General features: G+C 46.3%; 15 protein-coding genes and 1 tRNA gene. 9 read left to right on the top strand and 7 right to left on the bottom strand.

Features of this window, described 5'->3' with window-relative positions:
• Positions 1–3 precede the first annotated feature (3 nt).
• Both trmB and PPO43_RS10785 read left to right on the top strand, forming a co-directional pair.
• Positions 4–684, top strand: a complete 681-nt coding sequence (gene trmB, locus PPO43_RS10780) for a tRNA (guanosine(46)-N7)-methyltransferase TrmB (protein WP_272617639.1) — start codon at positions 4–6, stop codon at positions 682–684.
• 10 nt (positions 685–694) lie between these two features.
• The gene (locus PPO43_RS10785; protein WP_272617641.1) at positions 695–1,894 is read left to right on the top strand and encodes an O-antigen ligase family protein; all 1,200 of its coding nucleotides are present in this window, start codon (positions 695–697) and stop codon (positions 1,892–1,894) included.
• Between the two features lie 160 nt (positions 1,895–2,054).
• On the opposite strand, the gene PPO43_RS10790 is transcribed toward PPO43_RS10785, so the two are convergent.
• Positions 2,055–2,987 (bottom strand): substrate-binding domain-containing protein, encoded by a 933-nt coding sequence (locus PPO43_RS10790; RefSeq protein ID WP_272617643.1) that lies wholly within the window; start codon positions 2,985–2,987, stop codon positions 2,055–2,057.
• 135 nt (positions 2,988–3,122) lie between these two features.
• Here PPO43_RS10790 and PPO43_RS10795 point away from each other — a divergent pair, with 135 nt between their 5' ends.
• The 5 genes from PPO43_RS10795 to pepT all read left to right on the top strand — a co-directional run bounded on the left by PPO43_RS10795 (position 3,123) and on the right by pepT (position 8,839).
• Complete coding sequence (locus PPO43_RS10795; protein WP_272617646.1) at positions 3,123–4,646, top strand: acyl-CoA synthetase; 1,524 nt, start codon at positions 3,123–3,125, stop codon at positions 4,644–4,646.
• Positions 4,647–4,770: 124 nt separating this feature from the next.
• Positions 4,771–5,790 (top strand): hypothetical protein, encoded by a 1,020-nt coding sequence (locus tag PPO43_RS10800; RefSeq protein ID WP_272617647.1) that lies wholly within the window; start codon positions 4,771–4,773, stop codon positions 5,788–5,790.
• A 199-nt stretch (positions 5,791–5,989) separates the two neighbouring features.
• Complete coding sequence (gene ribH / locus PPO43_RS10805) at positions 5,990–6,517, top strand: 6,7-dimethyl-8-ribityllumazine synthase (protein WP_272617649.1); 528 nt, start codon at positions 5,990–5,992, stop codon at positions 6,515–6,517.
• Between the two features lie 12 nt (positions 6,518–6,529).
• On the top strand, positions 6,530–7,423 hold the full coding sequence (locus PPO43_RS10810; RefSeq protein WP_272617651.1) for an MBL fold metallo-hydrolase: 894 nt from the start codon (positions 6,530–6,532) through the stop codon (positions 7,421–7,423).
• 186 nt (positions 7,424–7,609) lie between these two features.
• Positions 7,610–8,839, top strand: a complete 1,230-nt coding sequence (gene pepT / locus PPO43_RS10815; protein ID WP_272617653.1) for a peptidase T — start codon at positions 7,610–7,612, stop codon at positions 8,837–8,839.
• A gap of 331 nt (positions 8,840–9,170) precedes the next feature.
• Here the strand turns inward: pepT and PPO43_RS10820 are convergent, their stop codons facing one another.
• Positions 9,171–11,483 carry a T9SS type A sorting domain-containing protein gene (locus tag PPO43_RS10820; RefSeq protein WP_272617655.1) on the bottom strand — a complete coding sequence of 771 codons (2,313 nt, stop codon included), beginning with the start codon at positions 11,481–11,483 and terminating at the stop codon, positions 9,171–9,173.
• A gap of 279 nt (positions 11,484–11,762) precedes the next feature.
• On the opposite strand from PPO43_RS10820, the gene PPO43_RS10825 reads away from it, so the two are divergent.
• Together PPO43_RS10825 and PPO43_RS10830 are read left to right on the top strand one after the other, a co-directional pair.
• The gene (locus tag PPO43_RS10825; RefSeq protein WP_272617657.1) at positions 11,763–14,357 is read left to right on the top strand and encodes a CHAT domain-containing protein; all 2,595 of its coding nucleotides are present in this window, start codon (positions 11,763–11,765) and stop codon (positions 14,355–14,357) included.
• Between the two features lie 496 nt (positions 14,358–14,853).
• Positions 14,854–18,756, top strand: a complete 3,903-nt coding sequence (locus tag PPO43_RS10830; RefSeq protein ID WP_272617659.1) for a hypothetical protein — start codon at positions 14,854–14,856, stop codon at positions 18,754–18,756.
• 638 nt (positions 18,757–19,394) lie between these two features.
• Here the strand turns inward: PPO43_RS10830 and PPO43_RS10835 are convergent.
• From PPO43_RS10835 to PPO43_RS10855, 5 genes are all read right to left on the bottom strand, one after another.
• Positions 19,395–19,871: a hypothetical protein gene (locus PPO43_RS10835; RefSeq protein ID WP_272617661.1), complete on the bottom strand. Its 477-nt coding sequence runs from the start codon at positions 19,869–19,871 to the stop codon at positions 19,395–19,397.
• A gap of 20 nt (positions 19,872–19,891) precedes the next feature.
• Entirely contained in the window at positions 19,892–20,941 is a 1,050-nt protein-coding gene (locus PPO43_RS10840) for a hypothetical protein (RefSeq protein WP_272617663.1), read from the bottom strand.
• Positions 20,942–21,035: 94 nt separating this feature from the next.
• A tRNA-Met gene (locus PPO43_RS10845) sits at positions 21,036–21,107 on the bottom strand.
• Between the two features lie 112 nt (positions 21,108–21,219).
• Positions 21,220–23,211 (bottom strand): peptidylprolyl isomerase, encoded by a 1,992-nt coding sequence (locus PPO43_RS10850; protein WP_272617665.1) that lies wholly within the window; start codon positions 23,209–23,211, stop codon positions 21,220–21,222.
• A 362-nt stretch (positions 23,212–23,573) separates the two neighbouring features.
• Positions 23,574–24,293, bottom strand: coding sequence for a pyridoxine 5'-phosphate synthase (locus PPO43_RS10855; protein ID WP_272617666.1), 720 nt, complete (start codon positions 24,291–24,293; stop codon positions 23,574–23,576).
• Positions 24,294–24,366: the final 73 nt, after the last annotated feature.

Consider the following 24,366-nt stretch of genomic DNA (forward strand, 5'->3'; position numbering starts at 1 on the left):
TTGATGGGACGGAACAAAAAACAACAGAAATTTGCGGAGCTGCACGAGCTGCCTAATGTCTACCTTAACTTTGGGGTTAATTCGCCAATTATTGAATTGCCCACTGGCGAAAAGCAGGATATGCGTGGTCAATGGAAGGCGCAATTGGGCCAAGATAAACCTTTGGTACTCGAGCTAGCCTGTGGAAAAGGAGAGTATAGCGTAGGCCTGGGCCAGATGTATCCCGAAGCCAACTTCATGGGCATTGACCTAAAGGGAAACCGCATTTGGAATGGGGCCAAAACTGCCCTAGAAGAAGGTTTGGACAATGTGTTTTTTCTCCGTGCCCAAATTGATTTTATCGAGTCCTTTTTTGCTGCTGAAGAAGTGGACGAAATTTGGATTACCTTTGCCGACCCACAAGTCAAAAAACCACGAAAGCGTCTGACCTCCCCCTTGTTTTTGTCGCGTTATCGGAAAATTTTGAAAAAAGGCGGTAAAATCCATCTTAAAACAGACTCTCCCGTGCTTTATGAATATACCATGGAGCAAATTGAGGAGTTAGGTCTTCCCCTAGAGTTTGCCCATGACGATATTTATAGTTTGGCCGAACAAGATCCAAACTGGGGGATTACTACCTATTATGAGCAGCTACACCGAGGCAAGGGCGCCACGATTAAGTATGCTCGTTTTAGGTTGGACTAAATAAGATAAAATGCCAATTCGTTCTTACTTTTTGCTTTTCCAAAAGGGGCTGCCTTTTTTGGCCGCCCTACTTATGTTTGTTGGTCTTATTGCTTCTAAAGCATTGATTGCTATTGCTTCTGTGGCTTTTGTTTTGGCCGCCCTGCCTTATGTCTTTAAGGCAAAAAACTGGCAACGGCTTCAACAACAACCTCTTTTTTGGAGCCCTGCGCTACTATTCATATTAATGGCCAGTACCGCCCTTTATAGTGAAAATAAAGTGGAGCTCATGGATCGTGTTCGCGTTATGCTTCCACTACTTTTGCTCCCAATTAGCATGGCAATTTTGCCGCCTTGGCCAAAGCAACAATGGCGCTGGCTTTTGGCCAGCTTTGTCTTGATTATGAGTATAGCCGTGGCGGCTGTGCTCATTAACTATGGATTAAATTACACAGCTATTCAGGCTTCTTTAAAGCATAGTAAGGGCATGCCCAATCCAGCTAATGATCATGTCCGCTTTAGCCTGCTCATTTGTTGGGCAACTATTTTATCTGGCCAGCTTTTCGTTTGGCGTCTAGGCCGATGGCCTTGGATTTGGCTACTTTTGGGGAGCTTTCTCTTTTTGGCAATGCACATTTTTGGCGCACGATCAGGCATCCTTGCCTTTTATTTTGCTAGCTTTTACCTTTTGCTCCGTTGGCTTTGGCAAACAAAACGCTTTTTGATAGGCAGTTTAGGCCTGTTAGCTTGTTTGTCACTCCCTTTTTTGGCCTATAAAACAATTCCCTCTTTCCGAGAAAAAATATTGCTGACAGAGAAGAATATTCGCCTTTATCAAGCAGGCCATATTGGCAATTATTCTGATACACAGCGCATGCTCTCTTTTCAAGTTGCACTAGAAGTTTGGGCCAAATCACCCATTTTGGGCGTGGGCCTAGGCGACTTAAAAGATGAGCAAAAACTAATCTATCAAAAAGACTATCCAGAACAAAGGGTAATGGCACCACATAGCCAATATATTAGCAGCCTTGCGGCTATGGGAGTCCTTGGTCTACTGCTTTTTCTTGGCCTCTTTTCTTGGCCCTTTTTCACCGAAAAAACAGCCATTTTTCAACTCTTTTGGCTGCTTATCGCTGTTTCTTTTCTTAGCGAAAATACACTCTTTATTACCATTGGCGCCAATCTATACGCCTTCTTTTATTGCTATTTATTGCTTCCCAAAAAGCCGTGATTTTTTTAGGGGCTGCCCTTCACTTCGTTCAGGTCGGGCTGTTTCGCAGCTCGCTCTTCGCTCGGCCCTGCGCCGCCTTCGGCGGCTGGGTCTGGCCCTTCGGGCCACTGCTGTCCATCCCTCAGCCGCGTCGCTGCGCTCCTTTGTAGGCGGCAAAAAATTAGTCCAATGGCCCAAAACCTTCTTGGCTCACAATTTTTTGCCCTGCTGCAGAACGACAAAATGCCATGAAATCCATCCAAAAAGGATCTTCTAAGGCCAAACTATCTAAATACAAATAGAGCGGACGACGAAAGAGATAATCCTTGTTCTCTAAATTAGCCCCCTGCCCATCTACCTGCAAACTGTAAATCGCTAGGCCCTCAGGCAACTCATAAGGCGCAAAGGCCAATCCATTGGGATCATTCGCTAAATCACGTAGTAAATAAGTGAAGTTCTCTTGCTGCTTGTGCTCTGCACCCAATGTTCCCAAAATGTTTTGTATAAAATGAAAAGAACCCGAATGTTCATTGCGCAAATAAAGCCGAATAGGACCAGAAAAATGAGCATCAATCTCCGCCCAATCTTTAATCTCCCCACTAAATATTTTGGCTAGCTGCGCCTTACTCAAGTTCTTAATGCCAGCCTTTTCTTTATGGACCAAAACCCGCAAGGCATCATAAGCCAAAATCAGTTGCTGTTCTTTCTTTAATTCAGGCATTTTTTCTATCAGGCTATCATCAATTGCCTTAGAAGCCATAGCCAATTGCGCTTGCCCAGCCACCAAAGCCGAAAAACCCGCCTGAGATCCCTTGGGCAATAACTCTAAACGCAGCTTTTTCCCAGCTTGCTCCCAACTATAAATATTGCCAGCAGATAAACGCTCTTTCTGCTTGAGCTGAATGCCCTTTTGGGCCAAATAACCCTCCAGTAAGGCTGGCATAAGCTCCGCCCCCAAGGTTTTAGAACCCGTAATTTTATAAAATTGAGGAACAGCGGTTTGCACTTTAGAATCTGCCGCTTTGCCAACTTGAGATGGCCCCGAAGGCTGACAAGCCGAAAGGCTAAATAGGACCAAAGCATAAAAAAAATGCTTAATTTGGAATACAGTCATCGAAAATAGAATTTTTCAGTCTCGGAATTTTATTTTTGGGGGCAATATCCTGGGATCAGGGCCAAAAATAGCCGCTAATCCGCTATTTTTCCGCTTTCTCAGATTGCCAAATTGTTAACAACTCTAGATATTCAGATGATCCAGCTACCTTTTGTTCAACAAGCCGAAAAGTATCGCCAACGCAAAGCCATTACCGATGAGAATGGCTCTTATACTTACCACTATCTTTTGCAAGCCTCTGCTTCTTTGGCCGCCTACCTACTCAATGGCCGAGCAGACCTAGCTGGTGCTAGAGTAGCCTTCATGATTAGCCCGAGTATCTATTTTGTTGCCTCCCAATGGGCCATTTGGCGAGCCGGTGGGGTAGCCGTCCCGATCCATTTATCTTATCCCTTACCCGCCGTTGAATTTCTACTAGAAGATACTGGAGCCGAAATACTAATTGTAGACCGCAGCCACAAAAAACAATTGGAAGGCCTAGAAGATCGACTAAATATTCAAGTCTATACGATTGAGGAACTTCTCAATGACCTTAAAGAATGCGCCCTCCCCATTATCTCCCCCAAGCGAAATGCACTGATTATCTATACTAGCGGGACCAGCTCCCGCCCTAAAGGCGTCCTAAGTACCCACGAGATTATTCAAGCCCAAATTGAAGCTCAAGTCAAGGCCTGGGAATGGCAAAAAACAGATCATATTCTCAATATTCTTCCCTTACATCATGTGCACGGACTCATTAATGCCCTGGCTTGCCCGCTTTGGGTCGGAGCCTGCTGTACTTTCCAAGAGGAGTTTGATGAACGTAAAGTCTTTTCTACCCTAGAGGCTGGCCGAATTAATGTCTTTATGGCTGTACCCACTATTTATTACAAGTTAATCAGTACGTACAAGGAACTCCACAAATATCAACAGCGGAATATCAGCTCTGTATTAGCCAAGTTCCGCCTAATGGTCTCTGGCTCTGCCGCCTTGCCCGTACAAGTACTCAACGAATGGCAAACAATCTCTGGCCACCGCCTACTCGAACGCTATGGCATGACCGAAATAGGTATGGCCCTATCTAATCCCTACGCCCAACAAAGTCGAGTGCCTGGACATGTGGGCCAACCCCTGCCCGGCGTAGAACTCCGCCTCTGGGATGAAGAAAATACAGCCGTCGTCACTACTGAAAACCAAGCCGGAGAAATTCAAGTGAAAGGACCAACTATATTTAAGGAATACTGGAACCGCCCCGAATATACCAGCAACTCCTTTACAGAAGATGGCTGGTTCCAAACCGGAGATATCGCTATCCTAGAAAATGGAAGCTACCGCATTATGGGCCGCAAATCAATCGATATTATTAAGTCTGGTGGATATAAAATTTCAGCCCTAGAACTAGAGGAAATTATGCGAGAACATCCCCTCGTAAAAGATTGCGCCGTACTGGGCCTAGAAAATATCGAATGGGGCGAAATTGTAGCAGCAGCCGTCATCCCCAATACTCAAGAACCAGAAACTCTACAACCTCTACTCAACGAATGGTTGCGCCAAAAACTACCCGCCTACAAACTCGTGCGCCGCTTTCTATTGCTCCAAGAGCTTCCCCGAAACGCTATGGGAAAGGTCAATAAACCCGCCCTGAAGAAGATGTTTGAAGACCCCATTAATAAGCTTTAAACAAGATAAATACTACAGCAAGTCGCAATTGAGCCAAAATACTAGGCAACAAATTGTAAAAGCCATAAAAAGCACTTATATTCAAAGGTCAAAAAGAGTACAAATACCCTAGTTCACTATACTTATGAAACCGAAATTACAACCAGAAATCCTCGAAGGCTTAAAGTTCGCAGACTATCGCAAACTTTTCTATAAAGAACTCAAACGCATGAAAGATGGCTTTCCTCAAGGAGAGCAAACCGAATACCTCATGCTAAGCGAATTTGAATTTGCCGACCTCAAAGGCAAAAAGATTCCCTTTATCGTTGTCGGTACCTTGGGCAGTAGCTGGACCAAGTTTTATAAAACAGAAGCCAAAAAACGCCCCAATAAAGATTTTAGCAAAGGTAAAGTCTCTTTCGGCGCTACCGAAAATGGCCTGCAAAATTTTCACTTTGAACTAAATGACGGTAAACTCACCGCCAAGCACCTCAAAATTGCAGATAAGGTCCTCTTCAAAAAGGTAAAACTCAATCCAGAGTTGAGCGAAAACCTCGGAGCCGAAGAAGCCGTAGCCGCTACAGCCGCTACAGCCGCTGCTGGCGCTGGCGCAGCAGCCGCCAAAATGCAAAAAGCCAAGGAAGCCCTAGAAGGCCAAGGAAAAACCCTGAAAGAAAGCCTCCTCAAACTCAAAGAACAGTTCCTACAAGTGAAAAAAGAAGTTTTGCCCAAGTTTAAAGCAGGCAAAGCAGGCAATAAAGCCATCAAACAACTAAAAGCCGCCCAAGCCGCTTTCCAAACCTTTAAAAAGGATTATGAAGGCGCCCACAAAAAGGTGCAAGCGGGATTTAACTCGGCTTTTCAACAACTAGAAGGCCAGGCCAAAGAAATGGCTAAACTCGCCCTAGCTGTCAAAAAGAACAAAAAGTCTTTAGCCCAAGAACTAGCCGAAGCTTATTTCCTCAAAAAAGAAAAGCGAGCCGCTACCGAAAAAGAAGTAGCCATCATGCAACAAAGCCTGAAAAATGCAATCGCTTACCGCCAACTCGATGGCAAGGATGATCGCGCACTACAACTTAAAGCCATCTACCTCACCGCCCAACATGTTGGCCCTTTCTTCACCGGAGAAAATACAGATCTGGTTTACCAAAAAATGCAAGGCTAATTAGCCGCAACCCATAAACGCATAGAGGCTACCGACTTTTGGTCGGCAGCCTCTATTTTTTTCTTCGTTCCACCTAAGGAAGCTAGTCCCTAAAACAATCTCCCCGCCCCTCTGTTCCGCCTAAAGGGATTTCCCACCAAAAGGCTGGTATCTTCCCCTAGTTTTTGTATCTTTTCCCCTAAATATTAAATTTTTGTATATGAGCAGTGCAGATAAAAATCTATCCGACTACCGCCCCGAGGAAATCCCCTCGGCCGAGAATTTCAGCTTTGGTATTGTAACCGCTGCCTGGAACCAAGATATTACAGGCGCTCTTTATGAGGGCTGCAAAAATACACTTCTAGAGCATGGCTGCTCTGCCGAACAAATTCACTCGGTCTGGGTACCCGGCACCTTTGAATTGCCCACCGCCGCCCGCCTTTTGGCCCAAGCCAAAAAAGTGGATGCCGTGATTTGTTTGGGCTGCGTAATTAAGGGGGAAACCTCCCACAATGAATATATTAACCAATCTGTGGCCATGGCCCTGCAACAATTGTCTATCGCCTCAGCCAAACCCTTTATCTTTGGCGTGCTTACCCCCAATAGTATGCAACAAGCCCTAGATAGAGCCGGCGGACAACATGGTAACAAAGGCGTTGAAGCCGCCGTTACCGCTATCCAAATGGCCGCACTGCGCAAAAACTTGAGCAGCACCGAAAAGAAGATTGGATTCTCTTTTGGACTTTAAACAAATATACTCATGAGCTTAAAAATGACTGTCCGTGTAATCGATACGGGCTTCTTTAAACTAGACGGAGGCGCCATGTTCGGCGTTGTCCCAAAAACAATCTGGCAACGCCTAGAAGAACCCGATGAAGATAATCTCTGCACCTGGGCGATGCGCTGCCTCTTGGTCCAAACCGAACACGGCCGAAATATCCTGATCGATACCGGCATCGGGACCAAGCAATCCGAGAAGTTTTTCTCCCATTATCAACCTCATGGCGATGCCTCGCTCTATAGCTCTTTGGCTATGCACGGCCTCACCCCGCACGATATTACCGATGTCTTGCTTACGCATTTGCATTTTGACCACGTAGGCGGTGCCGTGAAACATGATGTAGACGGCAATCCCGTCCTCAGTTTCCCTAACGCCACTTACTGGTGTAGCGATAAACAATGGGCCGAGGCAACAATGCCTAACCCCCGCGAACAAGCCTCTTTCTTACTCGAGAATTTACTCCCCCTAGAGGCTTCCGGCCAACTCAAATTTATTGAGGCCGCCCCCTACGATGCCCAAACTCGCTGGTTTAGCAATTTCAATCTCCTCTTCGCCTATGGCCACACTAACGGAATGATTTTGCCCTACCTCATGATCGACGGCAAAAAGGTGGTCTATTGCGCCGACCTTATTCCCTCTCCCAGCCATATCCGCATCCCTTACGTGATGGCTTACGATATGCACCCAGCCCAAACCCTAATCGAAAAGGCCTATTTCCTAGAAAGAGCCCTGGCCGAAGAATGGATCTTGGTCTTTGAACATGCCAAATCTGCCGAAGCCGCTACCGTTAAAAGAGATGAACGAGGCCGCATCGTTATCGACAGAATAGATACGCTTGACGCCTTCTTGGAACAAGACGATATTTTTGCCTAGCCTTTTTTGGGGCCTGCCGCCTGCGGCGGCGCTACGTTCCGGGGCTCGCTGTTCGCTCGGCCCTTCGCAGGCTTCGCCTGCTCGGTCTGGCCTACGGCCACCCCTGCACATCGCTAGGCCATAAGGCGGCTGAAGGGCATCGAGCCCCTCAGCCGCCTTGCTAATGAATACACTTAAAACAACTTAATGAAAGAGCAAATCTTAGAGCGCTTTCTGCGCTACGTGAAAATCGATTCTATGTCAGAATTTGGCGTAGACAAAATTCCCAGTACCGAAAAACAATGGGATATGGCTAAGGTCCTCGAGGCCGAACTCAAAGCCATGGGCATGCAAGAGGTAGAACTAGATGAACACTGCTACCTAATGGCTACCCTCCCCAGCAATAGCAACAAAAGCCTACCCACTATCGGCTTTGTCGCCCATATCGATAGCTCCCCCGACTTTATCTCGGATGATGTCCGCCCCAAAGTATGGCCCAATTATCAAGGCCAAGCCCTTGCCCTCGATGAAGAAGCAGGCATTTACCTCTCTCCCGAAGAGTTTCCCGAAATGCTACAGTATAAGGGCCAAACGCTAATCACAACTAGCGGAAATACCTTGCTCTCCGCAGATGATAAGGCCGGTGTGACCGAAATTATGTCGGCTATGCACTACCTGATCGAACATCCCGAAATCGAACACGGTAAAATCCGCATCTGCTTTACTCCCGATGAAGAAGTAGGCCGCGGAGCCGACCTTTTCGATGTGGAAAAATTTGGCGCAGATTGGGCCTATACTATGGACGGCTCCGAAGTAGGCGAACTCGAATACGAGAATTTTAATGCCGCCTACGCTAAGGTAACTGTACAAGGCAAAAGCGTCCACCCCGGCTATGCTAAAGGCAAAATGGTCAATTCTCACTATTTGGCCGCCCAATTTATGTTGAGCCTGCCACTAGAGGAAACGCCAGAACATACCCAAGATTATGAGGGCTTCTATCACCTCAATAATATGCAAGCCTCTGTAGACCAAGCCGAAATGCTCTATATTATTAGAGATCATGATCGCCAAAAGTTTGAAGAACGCAAAAAGTTCTTTGAGCAGAAGGTCGCCGAATTTAACGGGCAACATAATAACTGCCTGAGCCTTGAAATGAAGGACCAATATTATAATATGCGCGAGAAAATTGAACCCGTTATGCATATTGTAGACCTTGTTGAGGCCGCTATGAAAGATTTGGATATTGCCCCTAAAATTAAACCCATCCGAGGGGGAACCGATGGCTCTCGCCTTTCTTATATGGGCCTCCCTTGTCCCAATATCTTTGCTGGTGGAATGAATTTCCATGGCCGATATGAGTATGTCGCCCTAGAATCTATGGAGCTAGCAACTAAACTGATCGTTCGCATTGCAGAACGCTTGGCCCAAGAGGCTTAGCAGGAACTTAGCACCTAAAAGGGCTGTCGGCATTCCCGACAGCCCTTTTTTTATGCCTTCCTTTGTCCTGATATTTTGCCCCTTCCCTTCAATATTGGGCTGTGGTGGCCACAGGCCTAAAACCACTCTCCAACATTGGGCTGTGGGCTCATTTTGGCCTAGCGATGCGGCGGGGTGGCCGTCAGGCCAGACCGAGCCAGCTTGCTGGCGAAGGGCCGAGCGAATAGCGAGCCCCAAAGCGTAGCGCCGCAGCTTTGCTGCGGAGGCCCCAAAAAAAACTCCCCTTCAGCAGTAAATACAGAAGGGGAGTAGATGGATGATATCCTAAGGATTAGTCTTGTAGGATAATTTTTTGGCCCAGTTGTTCTTGGGGGAGGAGAATTTGGAGGTAATAAGCACCGGCGGCAAACTGGCTAAAATCGAGTTGAATATTTTGCTCGATTAGTTCGCCATAATTTTGTTGCCAGATAATTTGGCCGAGGCTATTATAGAGGGCTAGGCGGACCTCTTGAGCGGCTTCTAGGCTAAGTTCTAGCTGCATTTGGCCCTTAGTCGGGTTGGGATAGAGCTGAACATTGCGTAGGAGACTTTGGGTTTGGACCGAAGAGACCAAAGAGGCGCAGAAATTATGTGTGCTACTGCTTCCAAAGGCGGCGCTGCTCATGCTGACTGCAGTATCATTTGCTGGCGAAATAATATGGTAATCGCCATCTTCTGCACAGTTGTAGAGGGTTCCTTGGATACCATCGCCATAGGCGTCAAAAATGGTAAAATCATAGCAATCATCTTCTTGTAGGCAGAGCTGCTCACTATGAAGAGTAGGGGTATTGCTTGTGTAGTCGTCTTTACTGTAGAGGAGGAAACCGTTAGCAGCTCGAACTTCCCAAGAGGTTTCTGTAGCGAAGCAGTCTGTTTTGAGGTCTAGTTGGAAGCTAATTGGCTGTGTAATCGCATAGAAATCCGCGCTGATAATATCATTGATGCTATTAGAGTCAACTTGGCCATTGGGGACGGTCACTGTAGCGCTAAAGTTTTGAGTACCGGGGCTAGTGATGTTTAGGCTACTGAGGTTGACCGTTTCGCTGCTGTTGCTAGCTAGGTTGCCCGTCCAGCTATAAGATTGGTTACTTCCTCCGTTTAGGTTATAGAGAATAGTTGCAGAAGTAAGGGGGCTGCTTCCATTGTTATAAATTTCGATAGCTGGGCTAATGCTTGTCATTCCGCAAACAACGCCAGCAATAGCGGGGTCGTTGTTCAATCCGGCATCATTGGCTACGGGAACAACTGCATTGGGGCCGTCTCCGTTAAGGGTTTGTGGATCGAGGTTGTTAGGGTCTAGCCAATCTTTTAGGCGGCTACTGCTTGTGCCAGCACCATCCCAAGAGAGATCAAAGCGGCCATAGTAATCCGCTGAGCCGTTATTGACTAAGCCAGAGCAGGCTGCGCTCCCGCCATATAGTTGTCCAACGATTAGTCCATTGAGGTTGAATAGGGGAGAGCCAGAAGAGCCTGGTTCAGTTGTTCCTTCGTCCCAGTTGGGGACTTGCCAAGTATCGGCACTACTAAAGGTAGAGGCAGTTAGGGTTTGATTTTCTTTAGAAATCTTCTTCACATCTCCGCTAGGGTGATGGATACAGATAGCGCCATTGGAGGCGGTGCTGCTGCGGTCCCAGCCAGCTAAATAGTAGGGGGTTGCGGGTAGGCTGTTGAGCTCAAGAAGGGCAAAGTCAGTTCCAGCACTACTTGCGCGAAGGGTTGCTCCATTCACTTCATTATAGGGAGCGCCAGGGTCTGTACTAGCTTGGTTTTGAGCACAAACGGCATTGGGGCTTTCCCAATTGAAGCGAAATACCCAAGCGGCGGGGCTACCACTCATACAGTGGTTGGCCGTTAAGAAATAGGGGGTGCCATCTTGAGCGGTATTATTGATAAGGGCCCCAGTACAAAAGCCAGATCCACCCGTCATCATAATCCCTACAGCGTTAATTTGATTGCGCCAGTTGTTGCCTAGAGGGCAATTGACATCAATATTACATTTGTCAGAACCATTAAGGCCCTTAATCAATTCTTCTGCATAGGGACGAATATCGCGGTAGCCATGCACCAAGGTCCCGATATGCAGTTTCCCTTGTCCAGCAACAGCAGCGGGCTCATAGTATTCCACTACAACCGACTCGCCTTTAAGCAGACTTGTTCCCAACATTTCATCAGGATGATTATTTTTGGCGGTATAAGCCCCCAGTCGAGTTTTACGATCTAGGCTGTAGAGTTGCACTTGAGCACCTTGAGGAAGCAAATAGTCATCAAAAATGAGGTTCATGGTCAAGGCACCTTCCGAGCGGAAGCTAATGCGCCAAATGCGATCACCATTGGGTAAAGTCGTCCAAATTCCGCCTTGATTTAGGCCATAACTCACTGGAAATTCATAACCAAAGCGCCAAGGACCAATTTTTTCGGCCTCATTGATGGCATCAATTCTATGCTGCTCTTCTAGATCAAAAGCAGGCATACTATATACGGGGACGGTCTGCAAAGCCGTTACTTTTTGGTTCCAACTTTTGGGCTGACCCAAATCTGTAGTCTGTGCCATCAAGCTACAGCCCACAAAAAGTAGCAAGAAGGTGAATAAAAATTGTTTTAACATAAGTAAGTAGTTGTATGTAGAAAAAAATAATAACTTTTGAGTTAGTACTGTATTAACCAAAGGTACGCATTTTTGGCCGCCTTCTTTTAAGGCCTATTGTTTAACCCCCTTTAGTGAAATCATTTTTATGTATAAAAAATCTCCACACTTTTATTTATTGGTTTTATGGGCCTCCCGCCTAGCTGCCTCCTACGGCCTAAAGGCCTACTCAGCAGCTGTCGGGCGCTATGCTACGGGGCTCGCTATTCGCTCGGCCCTTCACAAAAAAGCGCAGCTTTTTTGCTCGGTCTGCCGCTTCGCGGCACCCGCTCCGCAGCGCTAGGCCAACTAGCGCTAGGCATTTTTCTGTGTTTTGGCCTATCCTCTTCGCTCTCCGCCCAAACCACCCCCGATAGCCTAGCTAATGCCCTTTATTGGGCCGGGGAATGCAAAGCTGCCGAAAAAGAATATCTTCAACTTTTAAAGCAGGTCAAAGCAGAAGAAGAGCCAGATTTATATCAAGATGTCATTTTTGGCTTAGCCAGAGTTTATGCTTGCCTTTTTGAGTACCAAAAAGCCAAACAACTTTATTTTGAGGCCCGTAGCTTGGTGGCTAGCCAACCTAATGGAACAGCCTCTGATCGGTACTTAGACATTCTAAATGGCTTGGCAGGGGTCCATCACTCTATGAAAGATCTACTTTCGGCAGAGCTTTATTATCAGGAGTATCTGGACCGAGAAGCCCGAAAAGGAAAATCCAATAGTCTTAGCCGTTCTGTGGGACTCAATAATATCTCTTTGGTTTATTATGATCAGAAAAAATGGGATAAGGCCATTAAAAACTATTTGGAAGCCATTGAAATTGAGAAATTCCATAAAGATCCCTACAAAAGTCTTCCCTTATATTACTTGAATCTAGGCCGTGCCTATCATGCCAAAAAAGACTTTGAGAACACTCGAAAATACTTTCTACTCGCTTTAGAGAGCGATAGCTTAGCCTATGATAAGGCTGACCCTTATTCTTTCTATTTTTCTATTCTCTACAACTTATCCCACTTAGAGAACGAGCTGGGGAATAGTGAAAAAGCTGCGGCTTATGCCTTGCGCTGTCTTCGAGAAGATTGCCAGCTCCCTCAGTTGAGTGATCAGTTGGATGAAAACTGGAAGGAAGCTATTTTAACTGCCGATTATATTTCAGAGGTACCAGTATGGGATGGATTAGAGGCCTATTATTATGCTTTGAAAGGCATTAACCCAGATGGGCAGCTAGTAATAGCGCAAACTGCTATGGCCATGCAGAATCGTTATTTGCTCCGCTTTGAGGATGAAAATGACCTTTATACAGCCTTGAAATACAAAGGAGAGTGGGCCAATTTAGGCCTATGGGCAGCTTCGGAAGCTTATGCTAAAAAGAAATCTGCTAAGCCTTTCCAAGAAGGGCTTTATTTTGCGGAAGAAGGCCTGGCTGCACTTCTGCGCAGCAAGTTGCGTAAAAATGAGCAGCTTAGCTTGTTGCAACTGCCTGCAGATTGGGCCAAAAAAGAAGACGATTTGCGTCAGGCGCAAAAAGCAGCCAAACTAGCGCTTATCAATGCTGGTCGAGCAGAGGAAGATGCCGCTCAAAAGGCTTATAATCAGGCCCAAATTGCCTATAGTCAATTTCAAGATGAGCTCAGAGAACAATTTCCAGATTATCATCAACTAAATTATAGTGAGGCTAGTATTTCTGTAGAGGCCATACAAAATTTATTAGGGCCTAATAGAACAATGATGATTTTCCTTCAATCGGATTCTGCAGCTTACCGTATGGAGTTGAGTCAAAAGCGGCTTTCTTTGGTCCGGTTACCGATTATACAGGATAGCTTGGAGCAGCAGATTATGGCTTTGCGCAAGATGCTGACCGATTATAGCGGCTTGAAATCGCAGGATATACAGCTCTTTAAACAGCGGGCGCATGCACTTTACCAATTTCTTTTTCCTGAGCAGATGCCCGCTGCAGGCCAAGAACTCATTTTTGTGAATGAGGGAAGCTTTGCTCTTTTACCCTTTGAGGTATTATTGACCGATCAAAAGGGAGAAGATTTTGAGCAGCTTTCTTATTTGGTCCGTAACTACCCCATTAGCTATAGCTATTCGGCGGAGTTGTGGATGCAGGCCGAGCAAAGCTATGCCTCTTCGGCCCAGAAACTATTTTGGGCCATGACGGCCAACTATGAGGGAACAGGTTTGTCGCCCTTACCCTCAGCGAATATAGAAGCGCAAAAGCTCGCTCAATTGATGGGAGGCGATTATAATGCAGGAGCTAAGGAAAGTGATTTTAAGCAAGAGGCCAAAGATTATCGCATTTTGCATTTGGCCATGCACGGTTTGCTCAATGACAAAAACCCTATGCTTTCGGCTATGGCCTTTAGTGCAGATAAAAATGAAGATGGGTTGTTGCAGGCGCATGAAATTGCGGAGCTAGATTTAGGAGCTGAACTAGTGGTCCTTTCTGCTTGCCAAACTGGAGAGGGTAAGCTACAAACAGGAGAAGGCAGTTTGTCTTTGGCGCGGGCATTTCGCTATGCGGGCACCCCTTCTTTATTGATGAGTCTTTGGCAGGTAAATGACCAGAGTACAGCCTATATTATGGAAGCTTATTATAAGGGCTTGCAGTCGGGAATGACAAAATCTATGGCCCTACAACAGGCCAAAATTACTTATTTGGAAAACAGCAAAAGTTGGTCGGCTCATCCTGCTTTTTGGGCGGCCTTTGTGCAGCTTGGCCAAACCCAACCCTTGCAAGCGGGGAGCAATTGGTTGCTTTGGGTATGGACCTTGGCGGTACCACTAAGCTTGTTGTTGGCCTATTACTTTTTGTTCTATAAAAGAGGAAATCGAGAAGTAGCGGCTTAAGTTGGGCCTTAGTTGTGCAAAGGGGGAAGAGCTATAGCTCTTCCCCCTTTTTGTTTTGCTGTAGAGCGCTTTGGCCCTAGTCCTTTGCAGCAGGGCGGCGAAGCCGCAGGCTGAGGGATGGGCAGCAGTGGCCGTAGGCCAGACCTAGGCGGCAAAGCCGCCGCAGGGCCGAGCGAAGAGCGAGCTGCGAGACAGCCCGACCCGACCGAAGGGAGGGGCAGCCCCTAAAAAAACAAATTATGGTTAAGTCTTTAAGGGGCATAAAGCTATTTGTGAATAGACTATTGAATAAAGTTAAAAAAGCCCTAAGTGCTTGTAAATAATGTAATTGTATGCTGTTGTTGAGGGCTAAAGCGAAGCTTAAAGAAAGGGGGGGAGGATTAACTGACAAAGCGGGTATTTTTTCGCTTCAAAATTGAAAAGTCTAAAAAAAAAGCCTAATTTAGAAGCCGATTGGAACCGAACTTTTCATGCACTATAATATCTGCCTAATACTATGGCTGAAGAAATTCAAGAATCCGCAGCGGAAACCTCTATGGCGCCCATAAACATTAATTATGGTCCATTTGAGTTGAAATCTGCTTCGGGAGATCCGACAGAGAACATGAGCGCATCTTTGCGTTTATTTGAAAATAATAATGAAATTCCTCCAGGTGTTCTTCAGGTGATGAAGGAGGGGGAAGATTACCGAGTTAGTTTTGATGGCGCTTATCCTTTGCAGGCGAACTTAGGAAGTTTGCAAACGGAGAACCTCACGCTCAATCATGTGGCTGTGGGGAGTGGTGGACTGGAGAGTCTGCAGGTGCAGTTGGCTCGTTTGGCTATGGGCCAACAATTTGAGATTACGAATGCACAGCTTAGCCTTTCGGGCAGTGGTGGCAACTGGCAGGTGACTGCTGGGGGCGCTTCTGGCGAATTGATGGGGCATGCTTTTACGGCGGCTGGCGTACAAATGAATTTGGATAGCAGCGGTAATTTTATCGATGCTACTTTTGATAGTGTCAGTGGCGAAAATGTAGAACTTTCTGCTGGGCGTTTGACTCCTCAAGGTTTGCAGATTGCTAGTGCTGGCTTGCAGTTGCCCGAAATTATGGGGCAGCGTATGACTGCTGATTTTACAGATTTAAATATCACTGCCACGGGAGCAACGGGGGCTGGCGTTTTGCGTCAGGATTCGACTTTGGAGTTGTTGGGTGGAAAGGCTCAGCTTTCTGGCTTTACTGGCGCCATTAACTTGAGCGCTGATAGCTGGATGGTGGATGTAGCCGCTACAGCTGATTTTCAGGATGGCCCCCATCAGGTAACTGGTTTGATGGCTCGTTATACAGCTACTGGAGAAACCTCCAATTTGGCTGTAGAGGGCGGAAGCTGGAGCTCTACAGTTGGTCCTTTTAGCTTTTCTGGACAAGGGCTAACTTATGACACAACTTCTGACCAATTGAATATTAGTACTGCCGAATTATTGGCTGATTTGGAGCAATTTCAAATGCAAGGTACTGGAAATGGCCTGCGTTTGGGTCCTGATGGTTTTGCTTTTGACAGCATTCAGATGAATACTTTGGCGCCTGTAGATTTGTTGCCAGGCCTTTCTGTTGGCAGCCTAAGCGGCGAATTGCGCCAAGAAGGAGAAGGCTTTGCCTTTGATGCCGAAGGCCAACAAATTGCCATGACTTATGGCGCCGCTACAGGAACCGTAGCTGGTTTGCAGTATTATTACAATAGTACGGGGAGCTCAATTGAGGCCCAAAGTATTGCCTTAGAACATCCCGCTTTGGGTATTTCTGTGGGAAGTTTGAGCCATACGGCTGGACAAACGACTTTGGGAGAATCTCAAATTACCGTGCACAATATTGGTGCTGCTGGCGATATCGTAGCAGGCAGCGAGAGCATGGAATTGACAGATGCTGGGCTGCGCGTAACGAATTTTTCTGCTAGTCTGCCCGAGTTTGGCGGAGTAGCCGCCACAGCTACAGCCACGGGAATTACCGTAGGCGATAGCCTAGCTGTAGAAGGCGGAACTCTCGATTTGGCTGGTGAAATTAGCCTTGTTGGTGGCGCTTTGACGGTAAGCAACCCCAGTTCTACTTTTGATTATGCAGAAACGGGCTGGCAAACAGAAACGCAAGGCACAATTGGCCTGAATGTACCCAATACTACAGCTTCTGGAGACCTTCGCATAAGCGCTGGCTCAGAAGGAACCGAAATGGAATTGCTCAATGGCCAAATTGATGCAGAAATTGGCGGTGTCGGCCTTAGCGGTACAGGCGTGAGCTACGCTTCTGAAACTGATGAGTTGAATGTGGACCAAGTGCAGATTACTGCTAGCGAATTGCTAGAAGGTGGCGATTTGCAGGCTACAGCTACAGGAATTACGTTTAATCAAACTGGTTTTGATTTCGAAACTATAAATGTTAGCTCTACTGGAGCTATGGAATTATTGCCTGGCTTTACAGTCAGTGCTATCGATGGTCTACTCAGCAAAAATGGAGAAAACTTTGATTTGGCCTTGGGCGCTGATGCAACAGTAGCTCTAGGGACAATTAATGGGGCTGCAGAAGTAGATTATACTTACGAAAATGGACAGTCTAGCATTGAATTGCCTAGCCTTCAATTATCAGCTGGCCTATTTAGCTTGGAAACAAATAACCTTGCTTATGAAAATGGGCAGTTGAGCATTGATACCGTAGACCTAAGCCTAGAAAATCTAGGCCCAATTGCTAGCGGCTTGACGGCTTCTGCCTCAGGAGTTGTATACAGCAGCGCAGGCTTATCTATTGATAGCATGAGCGCAGAGTTTCCCGAATTGGCTGGAACTGGCGTTTCTGTTCTAGTCGAAAACTTTAATGTAGCTGCTGGAGGCGCTGTATCTGGTACAGGAACCGTAAACTTAGCTAGCGATATCGTTCTAGCTGGTGGTGCAGCAACCCTAAGCGATATTGAGTCTAGTGTTGACTTTGGTGGCAATACTTGGGGCGTTTCTATTGGCGCTGGTTTGGCTTTTGCCGTTGCTGGTGTAGAAGCTTCTGGACAAGTGGATGTGAATTATGCCTCTAATGCTGGCCTAGATATTAAGGTCCGAAATAGCCGTTTTGAAGCTGGTTTTGCTGGCTTTGAAGCTAGCTCTAAAGAAATGGGCTATGAGGCCAATGAAAATAAGTTTGTCGTCAAATCTCCCGCCTTTAGCTTCCCTAATTTTGCCGCTGGCCTAAAAGCAGAAGCCGAATCAATCTCTATGCAAGAGGGCGATTTGCAAATCGAAGATGTGAAGGTGGCCCTAGGCTATGAGTGGAATATCCGCGAGGGAATTGTGGCCTCTCTAGAAGAAGGCGCACTCAATAAAGAGGGCTCAAATGTTACCCTTACCGCTGTGGCTTCTCTCAATATCGATTTGCCTCAGTATAGCACCACAGGAAGCGCAGCTGCTTCTCTAGAAGTGTCTTTGTCTGACGGAAATATTGAAGCTTCTCTAGATGCACTCTCCCTAGATAATGCTATCGTCAATATGACCGTAGGCGCAGACTCTAAACTGACCGAAAATGGCTTCTACTTTAGCGAAGTGACTTTGGGCATTAGTGAAGATGCTGACTATGATACACTCAAAGAGATGTTTCCCGCTTTCGGCGGATTGGGCGCTATGGCTATCAACGCACTTAAAGGCTCTAATGTAGTGGCCAAGGGCGTTAATGTTAGCCGAGCCAACGGCTTCCAAGCCGAAGATATCTCTTTGGATTTTGCCAAAATTCCTTTCCAAGCCATGGGCATGGAAGGCGAACTGGATATCAATAATCTCTCTGCCAAATTGGGCGGCTCTAAGGAGTTTAAATTAGCCGATTTTGGTATTCCTACTAGCGTGGGTATTTCAGTGCCTATCGTGGCCGGAATTAACGCTACTGGAGAAATTGGAATTGACGCCGGCATTAAACTAGGCGCCAATATTCAGGCCCAAGGCAATAAGGATAGCGACATTTGGGAACTCATGGGCGGTATTGATGCCGATGGAGCTCTATCCGTCTATATTCAGGCCGGAGTAGAAGTAGACGCTTGGGTAGCTGGCGCTGGAGCCGCTATTCGCGCCGCCTTTAATACCGATCTCGATATTAGCGCAGGTATCGGCATGGCAATCACCTATAATCCCGATACCAAATCGGTGGAAATGGTGCATGAGGGAATCACTTTTGATTACCGTGCTTTAGCCGAAATTTATACCAGCCTTAGCCTGGTCCTCAACGGCCATATTTTAGGCTGGGAAACGGAAGAGATTATCGAATTGGCCCGCTGGGATATCGGTATCTTGGATGCCAAAGGCGATACAGAAGGTAATTCTTTGGGCGAACTGCTAGGCAACTTTAGCAATAGCGCCAAATTGATGACAGAAGATGATGAATACAAATTAGTCTAAAGGCTATCTCTTCTCTAAAGACTAAAGGTCCAATACGTTTATGTATTGGGCCTTTTTTATTGTTTTTTGGGGCTGCCCCGCCCTGCGGGCGGGTCGGGCTGTTCCGGGCTCGCTGCTCGCTCGGCCCTGCGCGGGCTCCGCCCACTAGGTCTGGCCTGCGGCCACCCTCTCCATCCCTCAGCCTGCGGCAAAGCCGCCTCTATACGCATAAAAAGCGCTGTTTGAAATTTTGTCTGCGCCCCTTTCCCTAGGGTGCAAAATTTCTATCATATAGGCCTGTGGGTTGAAACCCACCGCAAGAAGGGAGGCCATGCAAAACCTAATAAAATGGGCCGAAGGTTAAACCCTTCAGCCCATATATTAGAGGAAAATAGCCGCTTCTAAGGCCAAAAGATTTACATCCATGCGGGTTTCAACCCTCATTCCATAAAACATTGCGAAGCAATACCACATTTGCTGTGGGTTTCAACCCACAGTATCGGCCTAGCGATGTGCAGCAGTGGCCCGCAGGGCCAGACCGAGCCAGCAAAGCTGGCGAAGGGCCGAGCGAATAGCGAGCTGCGGAACGTAGCGCCTGCCGCAGGCAGGAGGCCCCAAAAATCAAAAAAGGCTCCTTGATACAAGGAACCTTAGAGGGCTTAATAATTTTGTCTAATTTCATGGACCATAAAATCTAGGGCGCCGCTATCATAGAGTAGGCGGCGGCACATCTGGAAAAAGAGCAGCTCCTCCCAAAGTCGATAATTTTCATCATCGACCAAAGGGTTGCCCGTAGAATGAAAGCGTTGATTTTGGGGCAAGGGCTCAATTTCTGTGGCAAAGCGGGCTTGGATTTGGCTGCTGTCGGCAATTTGGAGGCCCAAAATGCGCTTTCGGCCTTCATGTCGGCTATAAATTTGCAAGGGCAGCCCCATCACAACCTGATTAAAAAAAGTATGGGGAGAAAACAGGCTAAACTTTCGGTTTTCGGGCAGCTCTAGATGAGCTGCCAAAAAATCAATCATCCATTCATCAATCGCTTTTTGGCCTGTGGCTACAAAATAGAAATAGGCCCGCTCCCAATCGGAAGAGGCGCTAGATTGAATCAGGCTATCATAAGAGGAAGTAGTCGTCATTTTTGGAGGGATTCTGTGGGTTAATTGAGGCCTTGAGGACTGATATTAAAAAGATGTTTCACTTCTTCTTCAACCATTCGTGCACCTCTTTCGCCACGCATATAGGTGGTCCATTTTGCGCTAATGCGATTGACTTTTTGGATGGAAAAGCCAAAATCCATAAAATAAGTATCGGCATCAATGGCATCATTGCCAATGCTGCTATTCCAAAGGCAGTTGCCCTGTTTATCAAAAAGGGCGGCGGCCAGCATATTTTCAGGATCTTCAGCGTAGGTACCGACAATCGAGCGGCAGTTTTCGGGTTTTACCTCTGTAGCCGTGTAGAGCAAGAGGGTTTCGCCTTGGGGTTGGACCAATTTGCCCCAAACCACAGCTGATTCTTTCGCTAAAATATCGCCTTGGGCGCCCAACAAGCTTTTAAAGTTAGGGACCCGCTTTCCGAAGTTTTTATTGTTGTAATGTGGCTTAATATTCTCTGGAATATTAAGTCCCTGATAATAGTCCTCATTAACAATTGGCAGCCGAAGGTTGGCCAAATTGGCGATTAAATCGCTGGCTTTGCTATATTTCTCGTGGCCGACTGCTTTTAGCTTAATGGGAAAGCGTTTTCCTTTTACGCTACGCCATTCTCCAGTGAGCTGCTCGCCCTTGAGTTCGAGTTGCATGCGTTCGCCATCGACTAATTCTCCAGCTTCAAAATGCTGAAAATCCACTTCTATATTATCAGGTTTTCCGTCTCCAGTAAGATAAATACTGGCTCCTTGGCTAGAGTTATAGCCATAATAAATGCCATAAGAATAGCTTCCATCGCTGTTTGGATTGACTCTATCCAGGTACAGCCAAATGGGGATATCTTTTAGGGTTCCTTCAAACCATTGTCCGGCCTGATGTAAATCTTTCCAGTATTCTTTGGCGACTTCTTGGGCCGTTTCTGGTTGCAAGCTTTGGCCTGCTTCTCCAGAAATATTGTTTGTTTGGGCTGGCTTTTCTTCTGTTTGGGGAGAAGAAGATTGGCAGGCGATAAGGCTAAGGGCAAAAATGCCCAGAATAAGTTGGGAAAACTGTTGCATAGGGAATGGCTTTGGTGTTTTTCTAAAATAAGCTTTCTTCCCCATAGGGCAAAAAAAAAGAGCTGTCTTTAAAGACAGCTCTTTTTGAACTTTGTTGCAGAGACAGGACTCGAACCTGCGACCTTCGGGTTATGAGCCCGACGAGCTACCACTGCTCCACTCTGCGATACAAATATAAGGCGAAGATTCGGGCTTTCCAAATGCAAATAAAAAAAACGGACTAAAGTAAATTTACTTTAGTCCGTCAGTCGTCTTTAAATCAATCGGTTATCGATCAATTATTTTTTTACAATTTTATCAAGCACTTCTTTATTGATCTTGATTTCGTATGCTTTGCGCAATTCTGCGATTAGATCTTTTTCTAATTGATCTTGGAAATCGGCCACGACATAGCCACGAGCTTCTTCTAGGCTTTTATTGTTGGCGGGAATCACTTCTTCAATTTTGATAAAGTAGTAAGAACCATCTTTGGTGTAGCCTTTATTCATTTTGCGGGCTTTCCATTTGATAGCGTCTACTTCGGCATTGCGTCCTTTTTCATAGGTAGCTTCTGTAGTTTGTACCAAGGCTTTATCTGCATTGAAGATATCCATAACTTCCTGAGCCGTTTTCTTTTTGGCCTTGCTGCGTAGTTTCTTAATTTGCTTTTTGTCTACAGAGCGAAGCGTATAGAATGTTACTCTGGCTCTTTCGCTCCATTGGTAGCTTTCTTTATGGCTCTCATAAAAGGCTTTGAGTCCTTCCTCATCATTAGAGGCTTTGTCCCAAATAAGCTGCTTTTTCACCTCAAAGAGCAAAATGCCCTCTTCATATTCGCGAAGCAAAGCTTTAAACTCAGGATATTTCTCTTCCAAGCGAGTTTCCTCATAAGCCAAGCTTTTTTGCGCAATCAATTTATCAAGTACGCGCTCTAGGGCATCTTCATGGCGGCGGGGACGCATAGCAAAACGCTCATTAGGTGAGCGCTGCGCCATTTGGACCAATTCTTTTACTGTAGCATTGATGTTGCCCAAAGTAAAGACCACTTTCTCATTTTTGAGCAGCTCAGGTTTGGGGTTCCAACGGCCCTGAATAAAGGCCTGATCTTGACGCAAAGCTGCGATAAGTTCAGCATAAACCTTTTCGTCTAGTTTGTAGCCCGCTTCTTCTTTGATTTTATTGACCAAAGCAGTTTCTACCAACTTAAAGCGATCATCCCGCTTTACTTTGGCCGTCAATTCCGCCTTCATCTGAGGATAGCTGCTTTTGTCCATAGATTTTACTCTACGCAAAATATGCCAACCCGCTTCCGACTGTACAGGCTCTCCATAAACGCCATCTTTGGGCAAACCAAAGGCTGCCGCCTCAAAAGCCGCATCAAATTGGTTAATGCCAACCCATCCAATAATTCCCGCTCTAGTTTTTGAGCTGTTATCTTGAGAATATTGCGCTGCTAGCTCTGCAAAGGTAGCTTGACCAGCCTTGAGTACCCCATGCAAAGAGTCAATTTTAGCCTTGGCCTTTTCTTCTCCACCTTCCTTTTTGGGACGGATAAGAATATGTGCCAATTGAATTTGGCCATAAGCTGGACGAATTTCGGTTACTTTGAGCAAATGCAAACCGTATTTGGTCCGAACAATCTCCGAAACTGCGCCCTTTTTTGTCTCATAAAGCGCATTTTCCAAACCATAAGGCAATTGCAAAACCGTAAAAAAGCCTAAATCCCCCTTTTTCTCCTTGCTGTAAGTATCCTCAGAATACTTAGCGACCATCGTCTCAAAATTCTCTGCAGTCACTTCCTGCTGCACTTTTTTCATCCGAGCGTAAGCCTCTTTGACAGCCGTCTCTTCCGCATTTTCATCCAATTTGATGAAAATCTGAGAAAAACGACGATCTTCCTGCGCCCGATCAAAAGCCTCTTTGACCAATTTTTCCGTGATCTCCCGATCTGTCAAATAACTGCTCGATAACTGCCGCTTATACTGATTCTGCTCGCGCAAAACCTCTGGCTTTTTATCCAAGCCCATTTCTTGGCCCTTTACCACCTGCAACTTGAAGTTGATGTAAAGATCCAAATATTCTTCCAAGGACTTTTTGCTGTAATCCGCCTTATCGCCATTGGTTTTGTCATAAATATAGGTAAACTCAGAAAGGCGAATTTCTACGCCTTTTACCGTAAATAAAACAGGATCATCCTCCGAAGAAGGACCCCCAGAATTGGGTTGATGCGCCCAAAGCTGCCCCGCCAAAAAGAATAGGCAAAAGGCCATTATGCTATGCATCTTCATCATAGGTCTCGAAATATATAAGTAGTTATGAACAAATTAAACTCATTGAGCTTTAGCGCCACAAAGTTAAAGGAGTTCTAGCAAAAAAAGAATTTTCAGAAAATAGAACTATTCAAGCAAAGGTTTTGGGGCTGCCCCGCCCGTCAGCTTGAAAGCCAGCGCAAAGCGATCCCGCTTTGCGAAGCTATACAAAATGAGGGTGGAAACCCTCATGATATCGGGCGGGTCGGGCTGTTTCGCAGCTCGCTATTCGCTCGGCCCTTCGGCGCAAAGCGCCTCGGTCTGGCCCTGCGGGCCACTGCTGTCCATCCCTCAGCCGCGTCGCTTCGCTCCTTTAGCGGCGGCAAAGCCGCCGCCTGGACCAATTAGCGCAAGCAATTCTTATAAAGCGGAATCACATTCTGAAAGCCCATGTATAGCGCATCTACCGTCAAAGCATGCCCAATAGATACTTCCAACAAATTGGGAATATTTTGCTTGAAATAAGTCAAATTGGTCAAGTTGAGGTCATGCCCAGCATTGAGCTCAATACCCACCGCTGCCGCAGCTTCTGCCGCCTTGACATAAGGCGCAATCGCTGCCGCCCGATCAGCCTTGTATTCATGGGCATAAGGACCAGTATACAATTCTACCCGATCAGCACCCAATTTTTTGGCTCCCTCAATCATTTTAGGATCGGGATCGACAAAAATAGATACCCGAGCCCCCAAGCCTTTTAACTCTTCGGTTACCTCTTGCAAAAATGAAGCAAAAGCTAAGGTATCCCAACCCGAATCCGAAGTTAAGGCCTGAGCCGCATCAGGGACCAAAGTCACCTGATCAGAAGGATATTTCCGCAATAGGTCCATAAATTCAGCAGTGGGATTCCCCTCAATATTAAACTCCGTGGCAATTTTTCCCCGCAATTCAGGAATGTCGTCATAACGAATATGACGCTGATCTGGACGAGGATGTACCGTGATTCCCTCCGCCCCAAATTTTTCGCAATCTAGGGCCACTTGCAGCAGATTAGGAAAATTGGCCCCCCGCGCATTGCGAATCAGAGCCACTTTATTCAAATTTACGCTTAAGCGACAAGTTGACATATTTTTTCTTTTTGGTCAGTTAGATCGCGCAATATACAGAACTCCTCTCAAAAGCAGTCTGCTTGAACGCTAA

The sequence above is a fragment of the Saprospira sp. CCB-QB6 genome (assembly GCF_028464065.1).
In the GTDB taxonomy this organism is placed as follows: domain Bacteria; phylum Bacteroidota; class Bacteroidia; order Chitinophagales; family Saprospiraceae; genus Saprospira.

Bases quoted from the DNA above. Each gene is read 5' to 3' on its own strand.
- trmB (WP_272617639.1), top strand. From the start codon at position 4: ATGGGACGGAACAAAAAACAACAGAAATTTGCGGAGCTGCACGAGCTG.
- PPO43_RS10785 (WP_272617641.1), top strand. From the start codon at position 695: ATGCCAATTCGTTCTTACTTTTTGCTTTTCCAAAAGGGGCTGCCTTTT.
- PPO43_RS10790 (WP_272617643.1), bottom strand. From the start codon at position 2,987: ATGACTGTATTCCAAATTAAGCATTTTTTTTATGCTTTGGTCCTATTT.
- PPO43_RS10795 (WP_272617646.1), top strand. From the start codon at position 3,123: ATGATCCAGCTACCTTTTGTTCAACAAGCCGAAAAGTATCGCCAACGC.
- PPO43_RS10800 (WP_272617647.1), top strand. From the start codon at position 4,771: ATGAAACCGAAATTACAACCAGAAATCCTCGAAGGCTTAAAGTTCGCA.
- ribH (WP_272617649.1), top strand. From the start codon at position 5,990: ATGAGCAGTGCAGATAAAAATCTATCCGACTACCGCCCCGAGGAAATC.
- PPO43_RS10810 (WP_272617651.1), top strand. From the start codon at position 6,530: ATGAGCTTAAAAATGACTGTCCGTGTAATCGATACGGGCTTCTTTAAA.
- pepT (WP_272617653.1), top strand. From the start codon at position 7,610: ATGAAAGAGCAAATCTTAGAGCGCTTTCTGCGCTACGTGAAAATCGAT.
- PPO43_RS10820 (WP_272617655.1), bottom strand. From the start codon at position 11,483: ATGTTAAAACAATTTTTATTCACCTTCTTGCTACTTTTTGTGGGCTGT.
- PPO43_RS10830 (WP_272617659.1), top strand. From the start codon at position 14,854: ATGGCTGAAGAAATTCAAGAATCCGCAGCGGAAACCTCTATGGCGCCC.
- PPO43_RS10835 (WP_272617661.1), bottom strand. From the start codon at position 19,871: ATGACGACTACTTCCTCTTATGATAGCCTGATTCAATCTAGCGCCTCT.
- PPO43_RS10840 (WP_272617663.1), bottom strand. From the start codon at position 20,941: ATGCAACAGTTTTCCCAACTTATTCTGGGCATTTTTGCCCTTAGCCTT.
- PPO43_RS10850 (WP_272617665.1), bottom strand. From the start codon at position 23,211: ATGATGAAGATGCATAGCATAATGGCCTTTTGCCTATTCTTTTTGGCG.
- PPO43_RS10855 (WP_272617666.1), bottom strand. From the start codon at position 24,293: ATGTCAACTTGTCGCTTAAGCGTAAATTTGAATAAAGTGGCTCTGATT.